At 73.3% G+C, this 15,707-nt stretch carries 14 protein-coding genes; 6 read left to right on the forward strand and 8 right to left on the reverse strand.

What is annotated here, in order from left to right; translation table 11 throughout:
* The first annotated feature begins 158 nt into the window (after positions 1–158).
* Together MF672_RS02935 and MF672_RS02940 are read left to right on the forward strand one after the other, a co-directional pair.
* A complete protein-coding gene (locus MF672_RS02935) occupies positions 159–1,013 on the forward strand; it encodes a hypothetical protein (protein WP_242373437.1) in 855 nt (284 codons plus the stop codon).
* Positions 1,014–1,108: 95 nt separating this feature from the next.
* Positions 1,109–2,470: an MFS transporter gene (locus MF672_RS02940; RefSeq protein ID WP_242373438.1), complete on the forward strand. Its 1,362-nt coding sequence runs from the start codon at positions 1,109–1,111 to the stop codon at positions 2,468–2,470.
* On the opposite strand, the gene MF672_RS02945 is transcribed toward MF672_RS02940, so the two are convergent.
* Positions 2,430–5,051 carry an ABC transporter permease gene (locus MF672_RS02945; protein WP_242373439.1) on the reverse strand — a complete coding sequence of 874 codons (2,622 nt, stop codon included), beginning with the start codon at positions 5,049–5,051 and terminating at the stop codon, positions 2,430–2,432. The genes MF672_RS02940 and MF672_RS02945 overlap by 41 nt on opposite strands.
* Entirely contained in the window at positions 5,048–5,731 is a 684-nt protein-coding gene (locus MF672_RS02950; protein ID WP_242373440.1) for an ABC transporter ATP-binding protein, read from the reverse strand. Before MF672_RS02950 ends, MF672_RS02945 begins: the two co-directional genes overlap by 4 nt.
* Before the next feature lie 162 nt (positions 5,732–5,893).
* Between MF672_RS02950 and MF672_RS02955 the strand changes: the two genes are divergently transcribed.
* Positions 5,894–6,457, forward strand: a complete 564-nt coding sequence (locus MF672_RS02955) for an FHA domain-containing protein (protein ID WP_242373441.1) — start codon at positions 5,894–5,896, stop codon at positions 6,455–6,457.
* A 127-nt stretch (positions 6,458–6,584) separates the two neighbouring features.
* On the forward strand, positions 6,585–8,129 hold the full coding sequence (dacB, locus tag MF672_RS02960; RefSeq protein WP_242373442.1) for a D-alanyl-D-alanine carboxypeptidase/D-alanyl-D-alanine endopeptidase: 1,545 nt from the start codon (positions 6,585–6,587) through the stop codon (positions 8,127–8,129).
* Between the two features lie 274 nt (positions 8,130–8,403).
* Here the strand turns inward: dacB and MF672_RS02965 are convergent, their stop codons facing one another.
* The 4 genes from MF672_RS02965 to MF672_RS02980 are packed head-to-tail and all read right to left on the reverse strand — an operon-like array spanning position 8,404 to position 11,721.
* Positions 8,404–9,174, reverse strand: coding sequence for an ABC transporter permease (locus MF672_RS02965; RefSeq protein ID WP_242373443.1), 771 nt, complete (start codon positions 9,172–9,174; stop codon positions 8,404–8,406).
* Entirely contained in the window at positions 9,171–9,920 is a 750-nt protein-coding gene (locus tag MF672_RS02970; RefSeq protein WP_242373444.1) for an ABC transporter permease, read from the reverse strand. The genes MF672_RS02965 and MF672_RS02970 overlap by 4 nt, the downstream gene beginning before the upstream one ends.
* Entirely contained in the window at positions 9,917–10,669 is a 753-nt protein-coding gene (locus tag MF672_RS02975; RefSeq protein ID WP_242373445.1) for an ABC transporter ATP-binding protein, read from the reverse strand. Before MF672_RS02975 ends, MF672_RS02970 begins: the two co-directional genes overlap by 4 nt.
* A complete protein-coding gene (locus MF672_RS02980; RefSeq protein WP_242373446.1) occupies positions 10,666–11,721 on the reverse strand; it encodes an ABC transporter substrate-binding protein in 1,056 nt (351 codons plus the stop codon). Before MF672_RS02980 ends, MF672_RS02975 begins: the two co-directional genes overlap by 4 nt.
* A gap of 217 nt (positions 11,722–11,938) precedes the next feature.
* On the opposite strand from MF672_RS02980, the gene MF672_RS02985 reads away from it, so the two are divergent.
* Positions 11,939–13,126, forward strand: coding sequence for an amidohydrolase family protein (locus MF672_RS02985; RefSeq protein ID WP_242373447.1), 1,188 nt, complete (start codon positions 11,939–11,941; stop codon positions 13,124–13,126).
* On the opposite strand, the gene MF672_RS02990 is transcribed toward MF672_RS02985, so the two are convergent.
* Positions 13,088–14,242 (reverse strand): helix-turn-helix domain-containing protein, encoded by a 1,155-nt coding sequence (locus MF672_RS02990; RefSeq protein ID WP_242373448.1) that lies wholly within the window; start codon positions 14,240–14,242, stop codon positions 13,088–13,090. The two genes, MF672_RS02985 and MF672_RS02990, sit on opposite strands and share 39 nt — an antisense overlap.
* A gap of 87 nt (positions 14,243–14,329) precedes the next feature.
* On the opposite strand from MF672_RS02990, the gene MF672_RS02995 reads away from it, so the two are divergent.
* The gene (locus MF672_RS02995) at positions 14,330–15,256 is read left to right on the forward strand and encodes an adenosine deaminase (RefSeq protein ID WP_242373449.1); all 927 of its coding nucleotides are present in this window, start codon (positions 14,330–14,332) and stop codon (positions 15,254–15,256) included.
* A gap of 67 nt (positions 15,257–15,323) precedes the next feature.
* On the opposite strand, the gene MF672_RS03000 is transcribed toward MF672_RS02995, so the two are convergent.
* Positions 15,324–15,569, reverse strand: coding sequence for a hypothetical protein (locus MF672_RS03000; RefSeq protein WP_242373450.1), 246 nt, complete (start codon positions 15,567–15,569; stop codon positions 15,324–15,326).
* Between the last annotated feature and the right edge of the window lie 138 nt (positions 15,570–15,707).

A 15,707-nucleotide genomic window follows, 5' to 3' on the forward strand; every position in this document is an offset into this window, starting at 1 on the left:
GCTTGTGAACGCTTTCACGAGACACCCACCATATGAGACAGGTGGGCCGTACCCAGGGGTGGGAAAAGTCATCCATCCTGGGCCCATCTTCGTCTTGATCGGGAGATTTATTCGCCATTAGCCTGATAAGCCGTGGCCGACTACCTATGGTTCGTCATATGAGCATCGGGAATCCTGCGCTTGCCGACGTTCTCGCCCAGCATGGCACGCCCCACCGGCTGCTGGGCGCTCTCGCCGACGCCGGCGTCCTGGTGGCGGTGCGACCAGACCGCTCGGTCGTCCTCGGGACGACCCAGGCCGGCGACCGCGTGTTGCTCGGCTACACCAGCCCCACCACGTACGCCCGGCACCGCGGCGGTCATTCCCTGTCGGCCTGTGACGCCGACACCATCCTGGACATCCAGCGCGTCACGGGCGTGCGGGAGATCGTGATCGACGCGGCCGGTCCCGCCGCCGCCGCCGTGCCCATCGACGACCTCCAGCGCTTCCTCACCACGACCAGGACCGGCCCCACGCCCGTGCTGTCGGGGGCGGCCCCGGCCGCCTACGCCACGGGCGCGATGGCCACCGTGTCGCGGGGCGCCGCGCTGGCCCAGGTCGCCCCGCCGGCCCCGCAGGCGCCGGCCTTCCCGTGGGTGCCCGCGCCGCGCCCCCACCTGTCGGGCCCGATGCAGCAGGTGGACCCCGGCTACCGCAGGTGCACGCACCCGATCCTGCCCGCGCTGCGGCAGGCGATCGCGTACCTGCTCATGGACTTCCCGCTGGTGCACCACGTCTGGATCTCCGAGGCGAGCACCGCGTCCGGGGCCACCGGCATCATGCTGCACGTCAAGGTGCACATGTCGGCCGCCGAGGACGTCGTGCGCGACCTGCACCGCCTGGTGCGGGCCCGGCTGCCGCAGTTCGCGGCGAGCGGCGCGCCCATCCTCATGGCCCGGGTGGCCGACGCGCGCAGCGAACGCCGCATGATCGAGATCGGCGCGCACGTGGTGTGCGCGAACGTGAGCGACTGACGGCGACGGGAACGCCCGGCGGCGGAGCGTCACCGCCCGCCGCCGGACCGCGAGTGGGTCTCCCCGGCAGCCCTGAGGTCGGCTCTAATGTGGGCATGATCGCACCGGCGGTGGACACGCCCACGGTCTCCAGGGGCGTGCGCCTCGGCTACGGCGTCGGCTCCTTCTGCACGGCCACGGCCAACGCCGTACCCGGGCTGCTGCTGCTGTTCTACATGACGAACCTCCTCGCCGTGCCCGCCTGGCTCGCCGGGGTGGTGGTCACCGCGCCCAAGGTCTGGGACCTGGTGATCAACCCCCTGATCGGGCGCTGGTCGGACCGGACGGTGTCGCGGTGGGGGCCGCGCCGGCCGTGGCTGCTGGCCGGGGCCTGCACGCTGCCGGTCGCGTTCTTCCTGGTCTTCGCCGGGCCGCCGCTGACGGGGGCGCCCGCCGCCGCCTACGTCGCCGTCTGCTTCCTCGCCACGGCGACCGCGTACGCGCTGTTCGAGGTGCCGTACAAGGCGATGCCCGGCGAGATGACGCACGACTACCACGAGCGCACGTCGCTGCTCCAGTGGCGGATGGTCTTCGTCGGCGTGGCCACCGCGCTCAGCGGCGTGCTCGCCCCGGCCCTCGCCACCAGCGACGGCGCCGAGGGGACGCTCGCCAGCTACCGCACGATGGCGCTGGTCATCGCGGCCATCCTGCTGGTCGCCATGCTCGGCTCCTTCCTCGGCACCGCCCGCGCCCCCATGACCGGCGCGCCCGAGGCCGACCGGGGCACCTGGCGCGAGCAGCTCGCCGCGATCAGGGGCAACCGGCCGTTCCTGTGGCTGACCGTGCTGGCCTGCACGCAGATGCTGGCCGCGAGCATGATGCTGGCCGCCGCGCCGTACTTCGCCACGTACACGATCGGCGACCCCAAGGCCACGCAGACGCTGTTCGCCGCGCTCGTCGGGCCGATCCTGCTGACCATGCCGCTGTGGGTGCGCCTGGCCAGGCGCTTCGACAAGCGCGGGGCGATGGTGCTGGCGGCCTCGCTGTTCGGGACGGGCACCGCCGCGGCCATGGCGACGCCGGTGTTCGGCTCGTTGTGGGCGCACGCGACGATCCTCGTCGTCGGCGTCGGGTACGCCGGGCTGCAACTGCTGCTGTTCTCCATGCTGGCCGACGTCATCGCCGTGGACGCCGCCGAGAGCGGCAAGCGCCGCGCGGGCGTGCTCACCGGCCTGTGGACGGCCATCGAGAACGCGGTCAGCTCGTTCGGCGCGCTGGTCTTCGGCGTCCTCCTGTCGCTCAGCGGCTTCGTCGAGTCGCAGCCGGACACGCCGGTCCGGCAGCCGGACAGCGCGGTCACCGCGGTCCTCGTCGGGCAGACCGCGATCCCCGCGCTGATCATCTTCGCGTCGGTGCTGGTGACGCTGAAGTACCGGCTCAGGCCGCCCGCCGCGCCGGAGCCCAGCGCGTCCGCGTGACCGCCCCCGTCACCAGCGCCGCCAGCAGCGGCAGCCCGGCCACGACCACCGCCAGGAACACCCACGGGACGTGCACCTGGGACTCGCCGTGCGAGAGCAGCACCCCGCCGCCCGTCACGTACGACCGGGCGTACGGGGAGGTGAGCGCCACCCCCACCGGCACCCCGCCGGCCAGCCCCACCAGCGCCCCGAGGCCCGAGACGCAGGCCGCCTGGGCGGCCACCACGAGCCTGCGCACCCGGGGCGCGCCGCCGACCGCCGACAGGATGTCGAGGTCCTGCCGCATGTCGGCCGCCGCGAGGCCGGTCGCCGCGAACGTGCCGCCGAGCACCAGGACCAGCGCCGCGCCGAGCAGCGCCAGCAGGTAACCGGTGAGGTCGCGGTCGTAGGGGCGCTCGACGTCCGTGAACACCGCGCCGCTCACCGCGTTGAGCTCCCGGTTCAGGCGGTCCTCGTCGACCGGCTCGTACGCCGCGTAGAGCGCCCGGTCGGCCACCTGAAGCCCGGCCGCCGTCACCGCCGACGCCGGGACGAGGGCGCCGGCCTGCTCGGGCTCGGCCGCGCTCGCCACCACCGCCGGCACCCGGAACGTCGCGCGCGTCTCCCGCTCCGGGTCGCGGGCCTCCAGCGTGACGAAGCCGTCCCGCACCGCCTCCGGCGTGAAGACGACCGCCTTGCCCGCCGCCAGCGCGGCCGTGGCCGCCGCGTCGCGCCGGCCCTGCAGCAGCGCCAGCAGCCGCTCGTCGCCGATCGGCAGGTCCAGGTCGTGGTAGGCGGGCGGCCGGCACGCGCCAGGGTCGGGGCACGAGGACGGGCTCCACGCCAGGGCGAGCTCGACGGCCTCGCCCTTCCGGTCGCGCGCCTTCAGCCCGGGCACCGGTGCCGCTCCCGGCAGCTCCCGCTCCGCCACCGCCCGCGCCCGGGACCACTCCGCGTCGGTCCGCACCTGGCGGCCGTCCACGGTCACCGTGCCCACGGGCGTCACCGCCCGGCGGTCCGCCTCGCGTCCGGCGAAGGAGGTGTTGACCGCGATGCCGAGCGCGACCACCGCCATGGTGGCCGCCATCACGGCGGCGGCGGCCGAGGACGTCCTGACGCGGTGCCGGGCGGCGTCGCGCACGGACAGCCGCATCGGCAGCGGCAGCCGCCCGGCGAGCCGCCCCGCCAGCTGCACCAGCCACGGCATCACGGCCACCAGGCCGAGCCCGGTGACGGTGGCGGCGATCAGCGCCGGCTGCCCGGTCCCGAGGAACCCGGCGCTCCGGTACCACGGGTTCCCCGGCCGCACGCCCGCCACCAGCCCGGCGAGCCCGAGCGCGACCAGGACCAGCCCGAGCACCGGACGCCCGGCCCGGCCCGGCGGGTCCACCGCGGCTCGCCCGGCCAGCACCTGCGCCGGGCGTTGCCGGGCCGCCTGCACCGCGGGGACCAGCGCGGCGATCAGGCCGCTGAGCACGCCGAGCGCGGCCACTCCCGCGATCCGCCACCCGGGCACGTCCACGGGCCCGTGCGTCCAGTCCAGCGCCGGCGCGAGCAGCGACTCGGCGAGCACGCCCGCCCCCGCGCCCAGGCAGGCCCCGATCAGCGCGGCGAGGCCGCCCAGCACCAGCCCGTCGGCCAGCACGACCGCCCGCAGGTGCGCCGCCGAGCCGCCCTGCGCCGCGATCAGCGCCAGCTCCCTGCGCCTCCGCCGCAGCCCGACGGCGAACGCGGGCCCGGCCAGCAGCACGGTCTCGGCGACGATCACCACGACGGCCAGGCCCGCCGAGACGACGCCCGCCAGCCTGCGTCCGGCTCCCTCCCTCGCCCGCAGCTCGGACGCGGTCGGGCTCTCGATCACCGCGCGGGAGGCCACGGCCAGGCCCGCCCGGTTCAGCCGCCGCACGTCGGCCCGGCCGACCGGGCGCGGGGTGCCGGCCAGCCAGCCGCTGCTGTTGCCGTCGTTCTGGTGCCCCAGCACGGCCTCGGGCAGGGCGACGACCTCGGCGAGTCCGGGCCGGTTCGGGTGGCGGGCGACGCCGACCACCCGCATCGGCCGTTCCTGGCGGGTGACCCCGATCGTGCCGCCCACCTTGACGCCGCGCCCGGCCAGCTCGGGCGAGACCACGACCTCGCCGGGCGCGGCCGCGAACCGGCCCTCCACCAGCTCGCGCATCCCCCGGGCGAGCGGGTCGCGCAGGTCCGTCTCCAGCACGTCCACCCGGTCGAAACCGCCCCCGACGCGGGCTTCGACGGAGTTCTGCTGGTAGCGGAGCAGGCGGCCGCCGCTGAGCAGGGCGGTGACCTCCTGAGGGGTCCACGGCCGTTCCCGGCGCTTCGCGTCGCGCTGGGAGGGCCCGTCGGCGGCGTAGTCCTGCTTGACCGCGGTGCGGAACGGCAGCGTGACGATCCGGGCGTCGGCCGCGCCGAGCAGGGCGGGCAGCCGCTCCTGCGGCGTGAGGTCCGTGGTGGCCCCGCCGGTGAGCACGGCCGTGATGACCAGCACGGGCAGGCCGATCAGCGTCATGATGAGCGCGGTGCGGCCCTTGGCGCGCAGCGCGTCCCTGCGCGAGATCCGCAGCGCCGCGCGGACGGCGCTCATCGGGCGCTCTCCAGCCGCACCGCGTTCGACTCGGCGACCAGGCCGTCGCGCAGGTAGACCACCCGGTCGGCCCAGGCGGCGTAGCGCGGCTCGTGGGTGACCAGCAGCACCGCCACGCCGGCCGCGTCGCAGCGGGCCCGCAGGAGCTGCAGCACGTCGTCGCCGGTGGCGGTGTCCAGGGCGCCGGTGGGCTCGTCGGCCAGCAGCAGCCGCCGCTCGCCGGCCAGCGCGCGGGCGATGGCCACGCGCTGGCGCTGCCCGCCGGACAGCTCCTCGGGGAAGCGGCCGGCCACGTCCTCGGCCCCCACCTCGGCGAGCGCGGCGAGCGCCTCCTGCCGGGCGCGGCGGGTGCGGACGCCGTCCAGCTCCCTCGGCAGCATCACGTTCTCGGCGGCGGTCAGGGACGGGATCAGGTTGAGGTCCTGGAAGACGTACCCGACGCTGCCGCGCCGCAGGGCGGCGAGGTCCTTCACCCCGGCCAGGTCGCGGCCCGCCACGAGCACCGTGCCGGAGGTGGGCCGGTCCAGGCCGCCCGCCAGGTTGAGCAGCGTCGACTTGCCCGAGCCCGACGGGCCCATGACGGCGACCAGCTCCCCCGCCGACACCTTCAGGCTGACGCCGCGTAAGGCGGGCACCTGGCCGTGCTCGCGGGTCACCTCGCGCAGCTCCACGACAGTCATGAGTTCTTCTTTCTGGGAGAGCTTCCTGTGCGGCACGGTCTCGAAGATCGGCGGGTCGGAGGCCCGGCAGCATGAATACCGAGTATGCATACGGGGTATGCGATCGGCAACTGATACGGCGTATTCTGGACACGAGCCGAGGTTGAGGCCGATACTCGCTACATGAGCTCGACCCATCCACCTTTCCGCGCGTCCGACGGAGAACGCGACCGTGCGATCGACGAGCTCAAGAACCGCGCCGTGGAGGGACGCATCTCCCACGACACCTTCATCGGCCGGGTCGACCAGGCCCTGCGGGCGCGCAGCCAGTACGAGCTCGACGAGCTGGTGGCCGACCTGCCGCGGCGGCCCACGCTGCGTCAGCGGCTGACCGACGCCGTCTCGTCGGTGTCGGAGTTCACCACCCGCGTGCAGTCCGCCTGGCGGCGGCCCCGGCTGCCCCGGCTGGCGCTGCCCGACGACGACCGGGTGCGTTACGTGGTGGGGCGGGGGTCGGCCTGCGACCTCGTGCTGTCCGACCTGACGGTCTCCCGGGTGCACGCCGAGCTGCGGCGCGACGACGACGACCGATGGCTGCTGGTCGACCTGGGCTCGCTCAACGGCACCCGGCTCAACGGGTGGCGGCTGGTGAGCCCGGCGCGGGTGAAGCCGGGCGACGAGATCTCCTTCGGCGACTGCGGCTTCCTGCTGACCTCGGGCCGGCCGCCTGACCGCCTGACCGCCTGACCGCCTGACCGCCTGACCGCCGGTCCAGCGGCTCGCCGTTCCGGCCGATAAATACGGAATTTTGCGGATTACAGCCCGCACGCGCTGCCTCATGCTCACAGGCGTCCCCCAGTACCTTGGAGACCCCATGCGGCGCACCTCAGCCTCCCTCGTCGCGGGCGCGCTCGTCGCGGCCCTCGCGTGGGCGTCCAGCCCGTCCTCACCCGCCGTCGCCCTCGACCCCGCGGCCGGCGTGGCGGACCTCACCCAGGACATCAACCAGATCCTCAGCGACTCCCGCCTCACCATCGCCCGCGCGGGCGTCGTGGTGAAGAGCGCCAAGACCGGCGAGGAGCTGTACTCCACCGACGCGGGCAAGCTGCTCACCCCGGCGTCCAACACCAAGCTGTTCACCTCGGCCGCCGCCGTGGAGACGCTCGGCCTCGACTACCGCTTCCCCACGACCGTGCTCGCCACCGGACGCAAGGCGGGCTCGATCCTCGCCGGCGACCTGGTGCTGCGCGGCACCGGCGACCCGACCATGCTGGCCGAGGACTACGACGCCCTGGCCGCCCAGGTGGCCGCGGCCGGGATCAAGGTCGTCGCCGGCCGGCTGGTGGCCGACGACACCTGGTTCGACTCCCAGCGGCTCGGCAACGACTGGTCCTGGGACGACGAGACCGCCTACTACGCGGCCCCGATCTCGGCCCTGACCGCCTCGCCCGACCGCGACTACGACGCCGGCTCGGTGATCGTCAGCGTGGCCGCCGACGGCGACAAGGTCAAGGTCTCCACGACCCCGGAGACCGACTACCTGAAGATCGTCAACAGGGCCACCGTGGGCGCCGACACCGACGTGCTCATCGAGCGTCAGCACGGCACCCGCACGGTGGTCGTCACCGGCACCGTGGCGGACCCGTACCAGGAGTGGGTGGCGGTGGACGACCCCACCGCGTACGTCTCCTCGCTGTTCCGCAAGGCGCTGGCCGGGCACGGCGTGAAGGTCGTCGGCGCGAGCGCGACCGGAGCCGCCCCGGACGGGGCCAGGGAGCTGGCCCGGCACGAGTCCATGACGCTCGGCGAGCTGCTGGTTCCGTTCATGAAGCTGAGCAACAACATCCACGCCGAGATCCTCACCAAGGCCATGGGCCGCAAGGTCGCCGGCCAGGGCACCTGGTCGGCCGGGCTCAAGGTCTCCACCGACTTCGCCAAGGCCAACGGCGTGCAGGTGATCAACATGCGCGACGGCTCGGGGCTGTCGCGCCGCGACGGGTTCTCGCCCGGCTCCATCGTGCAGCTCCTGACCGCCGTGCGCGGCAAGCCGTGGTTCCCCACCTGGTACGAGTCCCTGCCCGTCGCCGGCAAGAGCGAGCGCTTCGTCGGCGGCACCCTGCGCAGCCGCATGGGCGGCACCCCGGCCGCCGGCAACGTGCACGCCAAGACCGGCTCGCTGACCGGCGTGACCGCGCTGTCGGGCTACGTGACCAGCGCCGACGGCGAGCCGCTGGTCTTCTCCATCATGCTCAACCAGTACCTGTCGGGCTCGCCGAAGGACATCGAGGACAAGATCGCGGTCCGGCTGGCCCAGTTCTCCCGCGCCGCCCCGGCCGACGCGCCGGCGCAGCTCCGCTCGGCGGTGCCGCAGCAGGCGGGCGACCTGGAGTGCTCGTGGCTGAAGCCGGTCCAGTGCTGACCTGCCAGTCGTAGAAGCGGCCCCCTGACGCCCAGGGGGCCGCCCAGGTTTACCTGGAGCCCCAGATATTGGGCGACTTTTCAGGACATGAACGACTTCTGGGCACCAGAATCACGGAACAGCCCATCGAGGACCACGGGAGCGCCCGGGGCCTTCACCGGCCACACCCCCTGTGCCGGTAACCCACCGCACGCCCATGGCGCTCCCCTTCCCGCGGGCTCGGCCGCGCCTCCCCCCGCACACAGGACCGCGGCCGGGCCCGCCCACCGGCTCCTCAGGAGCCGGCGAAGCGGGCCAGGACCAGGCTCTCGACCACGCCGACCAGCGCGTAGGCGAGGATCGACACGCCGGTGACGACCACGATGTCCGCCCACACCTCGTCGTAGCGGAACCCGCCGATCGCCCGCAGGATCTCCGCCCCGACGCCCTGCCCGGTGGCCAGCCACTCGGCGATCAGCGCCCCGATGATCGAGGCCGGCACGGAGATGCGCGCCGAGGCGAAGACCGCGGGCATCGCGGTCGGCACCGCCACCTTGCGCAGCACGGTCAGCCGCGTCCCGCCGTACGCCATCACCAGGTCGGTCGCCTGCGGCGAGGCCGAGCGCAGCCCGAAGGCGATGTTCACCAGCGCGGGGAAGAACACCACGATCCCGCCGATGACGGCCACGCCCAGCAGCTCCCGGCCGAAGACCAGCGTGATGAGCGGCGTCATCACCACCAGCGGCACCGACCGCAGCAACATCGCGACCGGCATGAACGTCTGCTCCACGCTGCGGAACAACACGAACGCCACCGCCACGGCCACGGCCGCCGCCAGGCCGGAGGCGAACCCGACGGCCGCGTCCCTGATCGTGATCCCGAGCGCCCCGAACACCGCCTCCCGGTGCTCCGCCGACGCGGTCAGGTACTCCCACACCTGCGGCGGCCGCTTGCCGACCAGCGGGCTGATCCCGAACGCCTCCAGCGCCAGCCACCACCCTGCCACCACGACCAGCACGGACGGCACGAGCGGCCCGACGATCCGCAGCGCCGTGCGCCCGATCATGACGCCACCCCGCGCGACCAGGGGGTGACCACCCGGGCGACGAGCGCGACCAGCGCGTACCCGAGCCCGGCGACCAGCCCCGCCACCAACGCCAGCCCCCACGTGCGCGGCACCTGGAACTGCTGCTGGGAGATCATCAGGGACACGCCGAGCCCCTGGTCGTTGCTGCCCAGGTACTCGCCGATGATCGCGCCGAGCAGCGCCGACGGGGCCGAGATGCGCAGCCCGGCGAACGTGCTCGGCAGGGCCGCGACGACCTGCACGTACCGGAGCCTGGCCAGCCGCCCGCCGCCGTAGACGGTGACGAGGTCGAGGCTCGCCCGGTCGGCCGAGCGCAGCCCGAGCAGCGCGCCGATGAGCGTGGTGAAGAAGACGGAGATGGCGGCCAGGAACACCACGGTGGCGTCCCCGCCGAACACCACCAGCACGATCGGCCCGATGGCGAGCAGCGGGACGCAATAGCTGATCACCGCGAGCTGCGTGGCGACGGCCTCCAGCCTGGGCACCAGCAGCACGAGCAGCGCCACCCCGACGGCGAGCCCGTTGCCCCACAGGAAGCCCTGGACGGCGGCGGAGACGGTGGCGCCGGCGTTCGGCCCGTAGAAGGCCCACCCGTCGCGGCCGACCGACTCCAGGACGGCGAGCGGAGTGGGCACCGCGCCGCCGGCCGCGAACACGGTCGCGGCCAGCAGCCACCAGAGCGCGACGAGCACGACGACCCCGGCGAGCCCCTGGACGCGCCTCATGAGCCGTGCCCGAACAGCAGGTCGCTGAGGCGGTCGTGGAGGGCGTGGAACTCGGGCGTGCGCATCATGGCGGGCGTGCGCGGCCGGGGCAGGCCGATCTCCACCAGCTCGACCACCCGGCCGGGGCGCGGGCTCATGACGGCGACCACGTCCGACAGGAACACCGCCTCGCCGATGCCGTGCGTGACCATGAGCGTGGTGGCCGGCTTCTCGGTCCAGATGCGCAGCAGCTCCAGGTTGAGCCGCTGCCTGGTCATGTCGTCGAGCGCGCCGAACGGCTCGTCCAGCAGCAGCACGCTGGGCTTGACCACGAGCGCGCGGGCGATCGAGACGCGCTGGCGCATGCCGCCGGACAGCTCGGCGGGCCTGGCCTTCTCGAACCCCTCCAGCCCCACGAGCTTGATCAGGTCCTGGATCACGCCGGGCTCCGGCTTGAGCCCGGCCACCTCCAGCGGCAGCCGCACGTTGGCCGTCACGCTGCGCCAGGGCAGCAGCGCCGAGTCCTGGAAGGCGATCCCGAGATGGTGGCCGCGGCGCAGCTCCTCCGGGGTCTCGCCGTTCACCCGGATCTCGCCGGCCGTCGGCCGCTCCAGCCCGGCCAGGATGCGCAGCACCGTGGACTTGCCGCAGCCGGACGGGCCGAGCAGCGACAGGAACGAGCCCTTCGGCGTCTCCAGGTCCACGCCCTCGACGGCGGTCACGCCCTTGCCGAAGGTCTTGCTCAGGCCGCGGATCGAGATCCCGCTCATGCGAGCTTGAGGCCCGGGTCGGCCTGGTGGACCTCGTCCAGGATCGACAGGTCGAAGAGCTGCTCGGCCTTGATGGCGAGGCCGGCCTTGCCGAGGGAGGCGATGTTCTGCTCGATCAGCTCGGGCGTCATCGTGAACAGGCCGTTGGCCTTGGCGTCCGGGGTGACGACCAGCTCGTTCTGCATCTTGGCCTCCTCCGTCTGTTCCTTGACGTCGAGGTTCTGGTCCTTGCCGTAGACGGTGGCGGCCAGCTCGGCCGATCTGGCCGGGTCGGCGACGGCGTCCTTCCAGCCCTTGATCTCGGCGGTCAGGAACGCCTTCAGCTTGTCGCGCTCGTTGTCGATGGTGTCCTGGGTGACGGTGAACGTCTCGGCGACCAGCGGCAGGCCCGCGTCGGCGAGCAGCAGGTACCTGGGGTCGTGGCCCTTCATGCGCAGGTTGACCGGGCCGCTGGTGACGAAGCCGACGTACCCGTCGAGCTGGCCGGAGGTGAGCATCGACGGGTCCGACTGGAACGGGACCCTGGTCACCGCGCCCGCGTCGAGGCCGTTGGCCTTGAGCAGCGCGTTCCAGACCAGCTCGTTGGAGTCCTGGACGCCGATGCGCTTGCCGGCGAGGTCCTCGGGCTTCTCGATCGGGTTCTTGCTCAGGGAGATGACGGCGAACGGGTTCTTCTGGAAGGTCGCGCCGACGATCTTCAGCGGCGCGCCCTGCAGCACGGCCGGGGCGGTGATGGTGGGCGTGGACAAGCCGATCCAGCAGCGGCCGGTGGCGAGGCCCGACTCGACCGAGGTGCCGGAGCCGCCGCCGGACAGCAGCTCGACCTGGGAGAACCCGGCGGCCTTGAAGTAGCCCTTGCTGTCGGCGAAGTACTCGCCGGCGAACTCGACGTTCTTCTTCCAGGAGAGCTGCAGCTTCACCGCGCCGAAGCCGGCGCTCCCGCTGCCGCCGCTGCCGCCGCCGGTGGACTCGCCACCGCAGGCGGCCAGACCGAGCGCCAGTCCGGCCAGACCCGTTGTCCGCAGGAACGCGCGGCGGTCGAAGGTAGCCATAATTCTCCTTGGGCGGCGGTGAACATGCAGGTCAGGACCGTATCTATCGATTATTACCATCGTGTGACGGTCATTTCGGACAGCCGACCCGGCGGGCGGCGGTCGCGCGGGAAGGGCGCAAAACGCCAGGCGGGTGTCGTAGGTCCCTACGAGAGGGCCCGGCGAGGACCGTAGATCCCTCCAGCCGCCCGGAGCCTCCGGTAGCGTCGAGCGGGAAATGAGACTCGACGGAATCCCTCTTTGGGACGGTACCGAACACCGCGGCCCCGCCGACCTGAGCTGGGAGCCCGACCGCATCCTCGACGTGCGCCCGGCCGCCGCCGCGCGGCACGGCGACCTGTGCGTGCTGCCCGGCCTGGTCGACACGCACGTGCACCTGGTCGGCTGGGCCGGCTCCGGCGAGCCGCCCGACTTCGCCACCTGGCCGCTCACCACCACCCGCGACGAGCAGGTGCTGCACGGCGTCGCGCACGCCCAGCGGGCCATGCGGCACGGCGTCACGACGCTGCGCGACCTCGCGGGCGACGAGGCCCAGATCGCGCTGCGCCGCGTCTTCGACGCCGGCGTGCTGCCCGGCCCGCGCCTCCGCGTGCACGGCGTGGTGGGGATGACCGCCGGGCACAACGACCTGTTCGTGCCGCCCGCGTTCCCGCTGCGCAAGCCCACCGCCGACGGCCCCGACGAGTGCCGCAAGCTGGTGCGCGTCTGGGCCCGCGCCGGCATGGACGGCATCAAGCTCACCACCAGCGGCGGCGTCCTGTCGATGGGCGACAAGAACGTCTGGCGCAACTACACCCGCGAGGAGATCCGGGCGGTCGTGGACGAGGCCCACGCGCTCGGCATGCCGGTCGCCTCGCACGCCCACAGCGCGGACGGCATCCGCGTCGCGGCCGAGGAGGGCGTCGACTCGATCGAGCACGGCACGCTCATGAGCGAGGACCTGGCCGGACTGCTGGCCGCCCGCCGCACCCCGGTCGCGCCCACCCTGCTCATCAACGAGGCCATCGCCGAGGGCCGCGTCCCGGTCACCGCCGAGTCCCGGCAGAAGGCGGCCGAGCTGGTCGCCACCCGTGACGTGCTGCTGGCCAGGGCCGCGGCGCTCGGCGTGCGGTTCGTGCTCGGCACCGACGCCAACGGCCACCACGTGCGCTTCGGCGACCAGATGGCCGAGGTCGTGCGCATGACGCGGGTGCTCGGCCTGGACGCCGGAGCGGCGCTGCGCGCCGCCACCTCGGACGCCGCCGACGCGATCGGCGTGCCGGCCGGCCGGATCGCGCCCGGCCTGGGCGCGGACCTGATCGTGCTGCGCGGGCGGCCGTGGGAGCGGATCGAGGACCTCGCCACGGAGAACATCGTGGCCGTGGTGTCACGGGGCCGGCTCGTCGCGGGCGCTCTTCCCTCCTGAGCGCAGCGCCAGGTACAGGTCGGTGCGGTCGCGCATCGACGACATGCGCCGCCCGGTCAGCTCCTCTACGCGCTGCATCCGGTAGCGCAACGTGTTGACGTGCACGTACAGCTCGTCGGCGGTGCGCTGCCAGGAGCCGCACGTCTCCAGGAAGACGTCCAGCGTGCGCAGCAGCTCCGAGCCGTGCCGGGCGTCGTACTCCTCGACCGGGCCGAGCAGGTGGTCGCGGAACGTGCGCCGCACGCTCGGCGGGAGCGCGGCCAGCAGCAGGTCCACGTTGTCGATGTCGGCCACCGACATGATCGAGACCGGCCCGGGGCCGCCGCGCGCCGACTCCATGCCCCGGCGGGCGGTCTCCAGGGCCTCGCCGAGCTGGGAGACGCTGGCCGTCATCTCGCTGATGCCGGCCGCGATGGCGAGGCCGGGACGGGCGGCGGCCAGCGCGCGCAGCTCGTCGGCCAGGCTCTTGCGCGAGGCCCGGCCGTTGACCAGCACCACGGCCTCCTCCGGCGTGCCGCCGACGACGAGGTGGCGGCCCTTCCTCGCCAGGCCCTCGTGCAGCAGCTCGGGCAGGTCGGGCCCGTCCCGGCCGGCCCGGGCCACGACCAGGGCGGCGGTGGGCTGGCCGGGGTCGGCGCCGAGCAGCCGCAGGTGGGCCGAGACCTCGCCGGGCGGGATCTGGCCGAGCACGTCCAGCAGGGTCTGGGCCCGCACCCGCTCGGCCCTGCGCTGCTCGGCGGCGAACCCCTCGGCCGTCACCACCTCGGTGATCGCCCCGAACGCCTGGTCGGGCGCGGCCAGCAGCAGCGGCAGCCGACGCCGCTCGCACGCCGTGACCAGCGCGGGCGGCAGCTCCCCGAGCACCACCAGGCCCACGACCAGCGCGGCGGCGTCGGCGGCCCACAGGGCGTCGGCGAAGCGCTCGCAGTCGGCCGGCTCGGCGTACCAGACGCCGCTGGTCAGCACGAGGTCGCCGGAGCGCAGGTAGCGCCGCGGGTCGGGCAGGTCGGTCGGGTACGCGCGCCGGATCTCGCGATCGAGCAGCCCGCCGCCCGGATCGTCCGTGATCAGTGTCAGCCGCATGTCGTCGCGGGCGAGCAGCTCCGCCACCCTCATGAAATCTGATGTTATGCCAGGTCAAGGGGTGAGAGTTCAGAGGTTCGCACGATGCTCCGCGCTCCGCGGGTCGGGTTTACTCGGTCCATGCGTCCGAAAGCGGAACTCCACCTGCACATCGAGGGCACCCTCGAACCCGAGCTCGTCGTCGAGCTGGCCCGGCGCAACCGGGTCGAGCTGCCCACCTTCGACGTGGCGGCGATCCGGGCGCGGTACTCGTTCACGAGCCTGCAGTCGTTCCTGGACGTCTACTACGAGAACATGGCGGTGCTCCGCACCGAGCAGGACTTCTACGACCTGGCCACCGCCTACCTGCGCCGGGCCGCCGCGCAGGGGGTGCGGCACGCCGAGATCTTCTTCGACCCGCAGGCGCACCTGGTCAGGGGCGTGCCGCTGGAGGTCGTGCTCGGCGGGTTGTCGGCGGCGCTGAAGGACGGCGGGCTGTCGGCCGCGCTGATCATGTGCTTCCTCCGCGACAGGGGCGCGGAGGAGGCCGAGCGGGTGCTGCGGGCCGCGCTGCCCTTCCGGGAGCAGTTCATCGGGGTGGGGCTGGACTCGGCCGAGGTGGGGCATCCGCCGTCGTTGTTCCGCCGGGTCTTCGACATCGCGGCGGCCGAGGGGCTGCGGCGGGTCGCGCACGCGGGCGAGGAGGGCGGGCCCGACTACGTCTGGGAGGCCCTGGACGTGCTGCGCGTGGAGCGCGTGGACCACGGCATCAGGGCGATGGAGGACCCGCAGCTCGTGGCCCGGCTGCGGGCCGAGCGCATCCCGCTGACCGTGTGCCCGCTGTCGAACGTGCGGCTGCGGGCGGTGCCGTCCCTCCGCGACCACATCCTGCCCGCGATGCTGGACGAGGGCCTGCTGGTGACGGTCAACTCCGACGATCCCGCGTACTTCGGCGGCTACGTCGAGGACAACTTCGCCGCGCTGCGGCGCGAGCTGGGGATGACGGACGAGCAGCTCGACCGGCTGGCCCGCAACTCCTTCGAGGCGTCCTTCTGTTACGAAGGGTGACCGCGACGAAGGGGCCCATCCCGTGCAGGATGGGCCCCTTCGGGCGAATCGTCGGCAACGCGGGACGTCAGCCGCTCAGGACCGAGCTGAGGAGCTCGTTCAGGAGGTCGAGGTCGAGGATGTCGTTGTCCTCACCGTAGTTGTTCCACTCGCCGAAGTCCCAGCCGGGCGCTTCCTTGCCGTGGCTCGGGCCGGGGAGGATGCCGCTCTGCACGCTCTCGGCGGCGGTGACGTTGGACGTCGCTAGCGCGGAGCCGCCGAACGCGACCATCCCGCCGACGAGACCGGCGAGGATGAGTCCTGCTCTATACATATCGTTCTCCTCTGATACCTATCGACTACTCTCCGTAGCTATCGGGAGGAGATCTGCCCTATGTCCACTTTGGACAAACACCCGCACTTTCACGCTTGACCTGGGAAAATGCCGCATCTGAGGGAGAAGGGGCAGAAG

It is taken from the genome of Actinomadura luzonensis, from assembly GCF_022664455.2.
Lineage (GTDB): Bacteria > Actinomycetota > Actinomycetes > Streptosporangiales > Streptosporangiaceae > Nonomuraea > Nonomuraea luzonensis.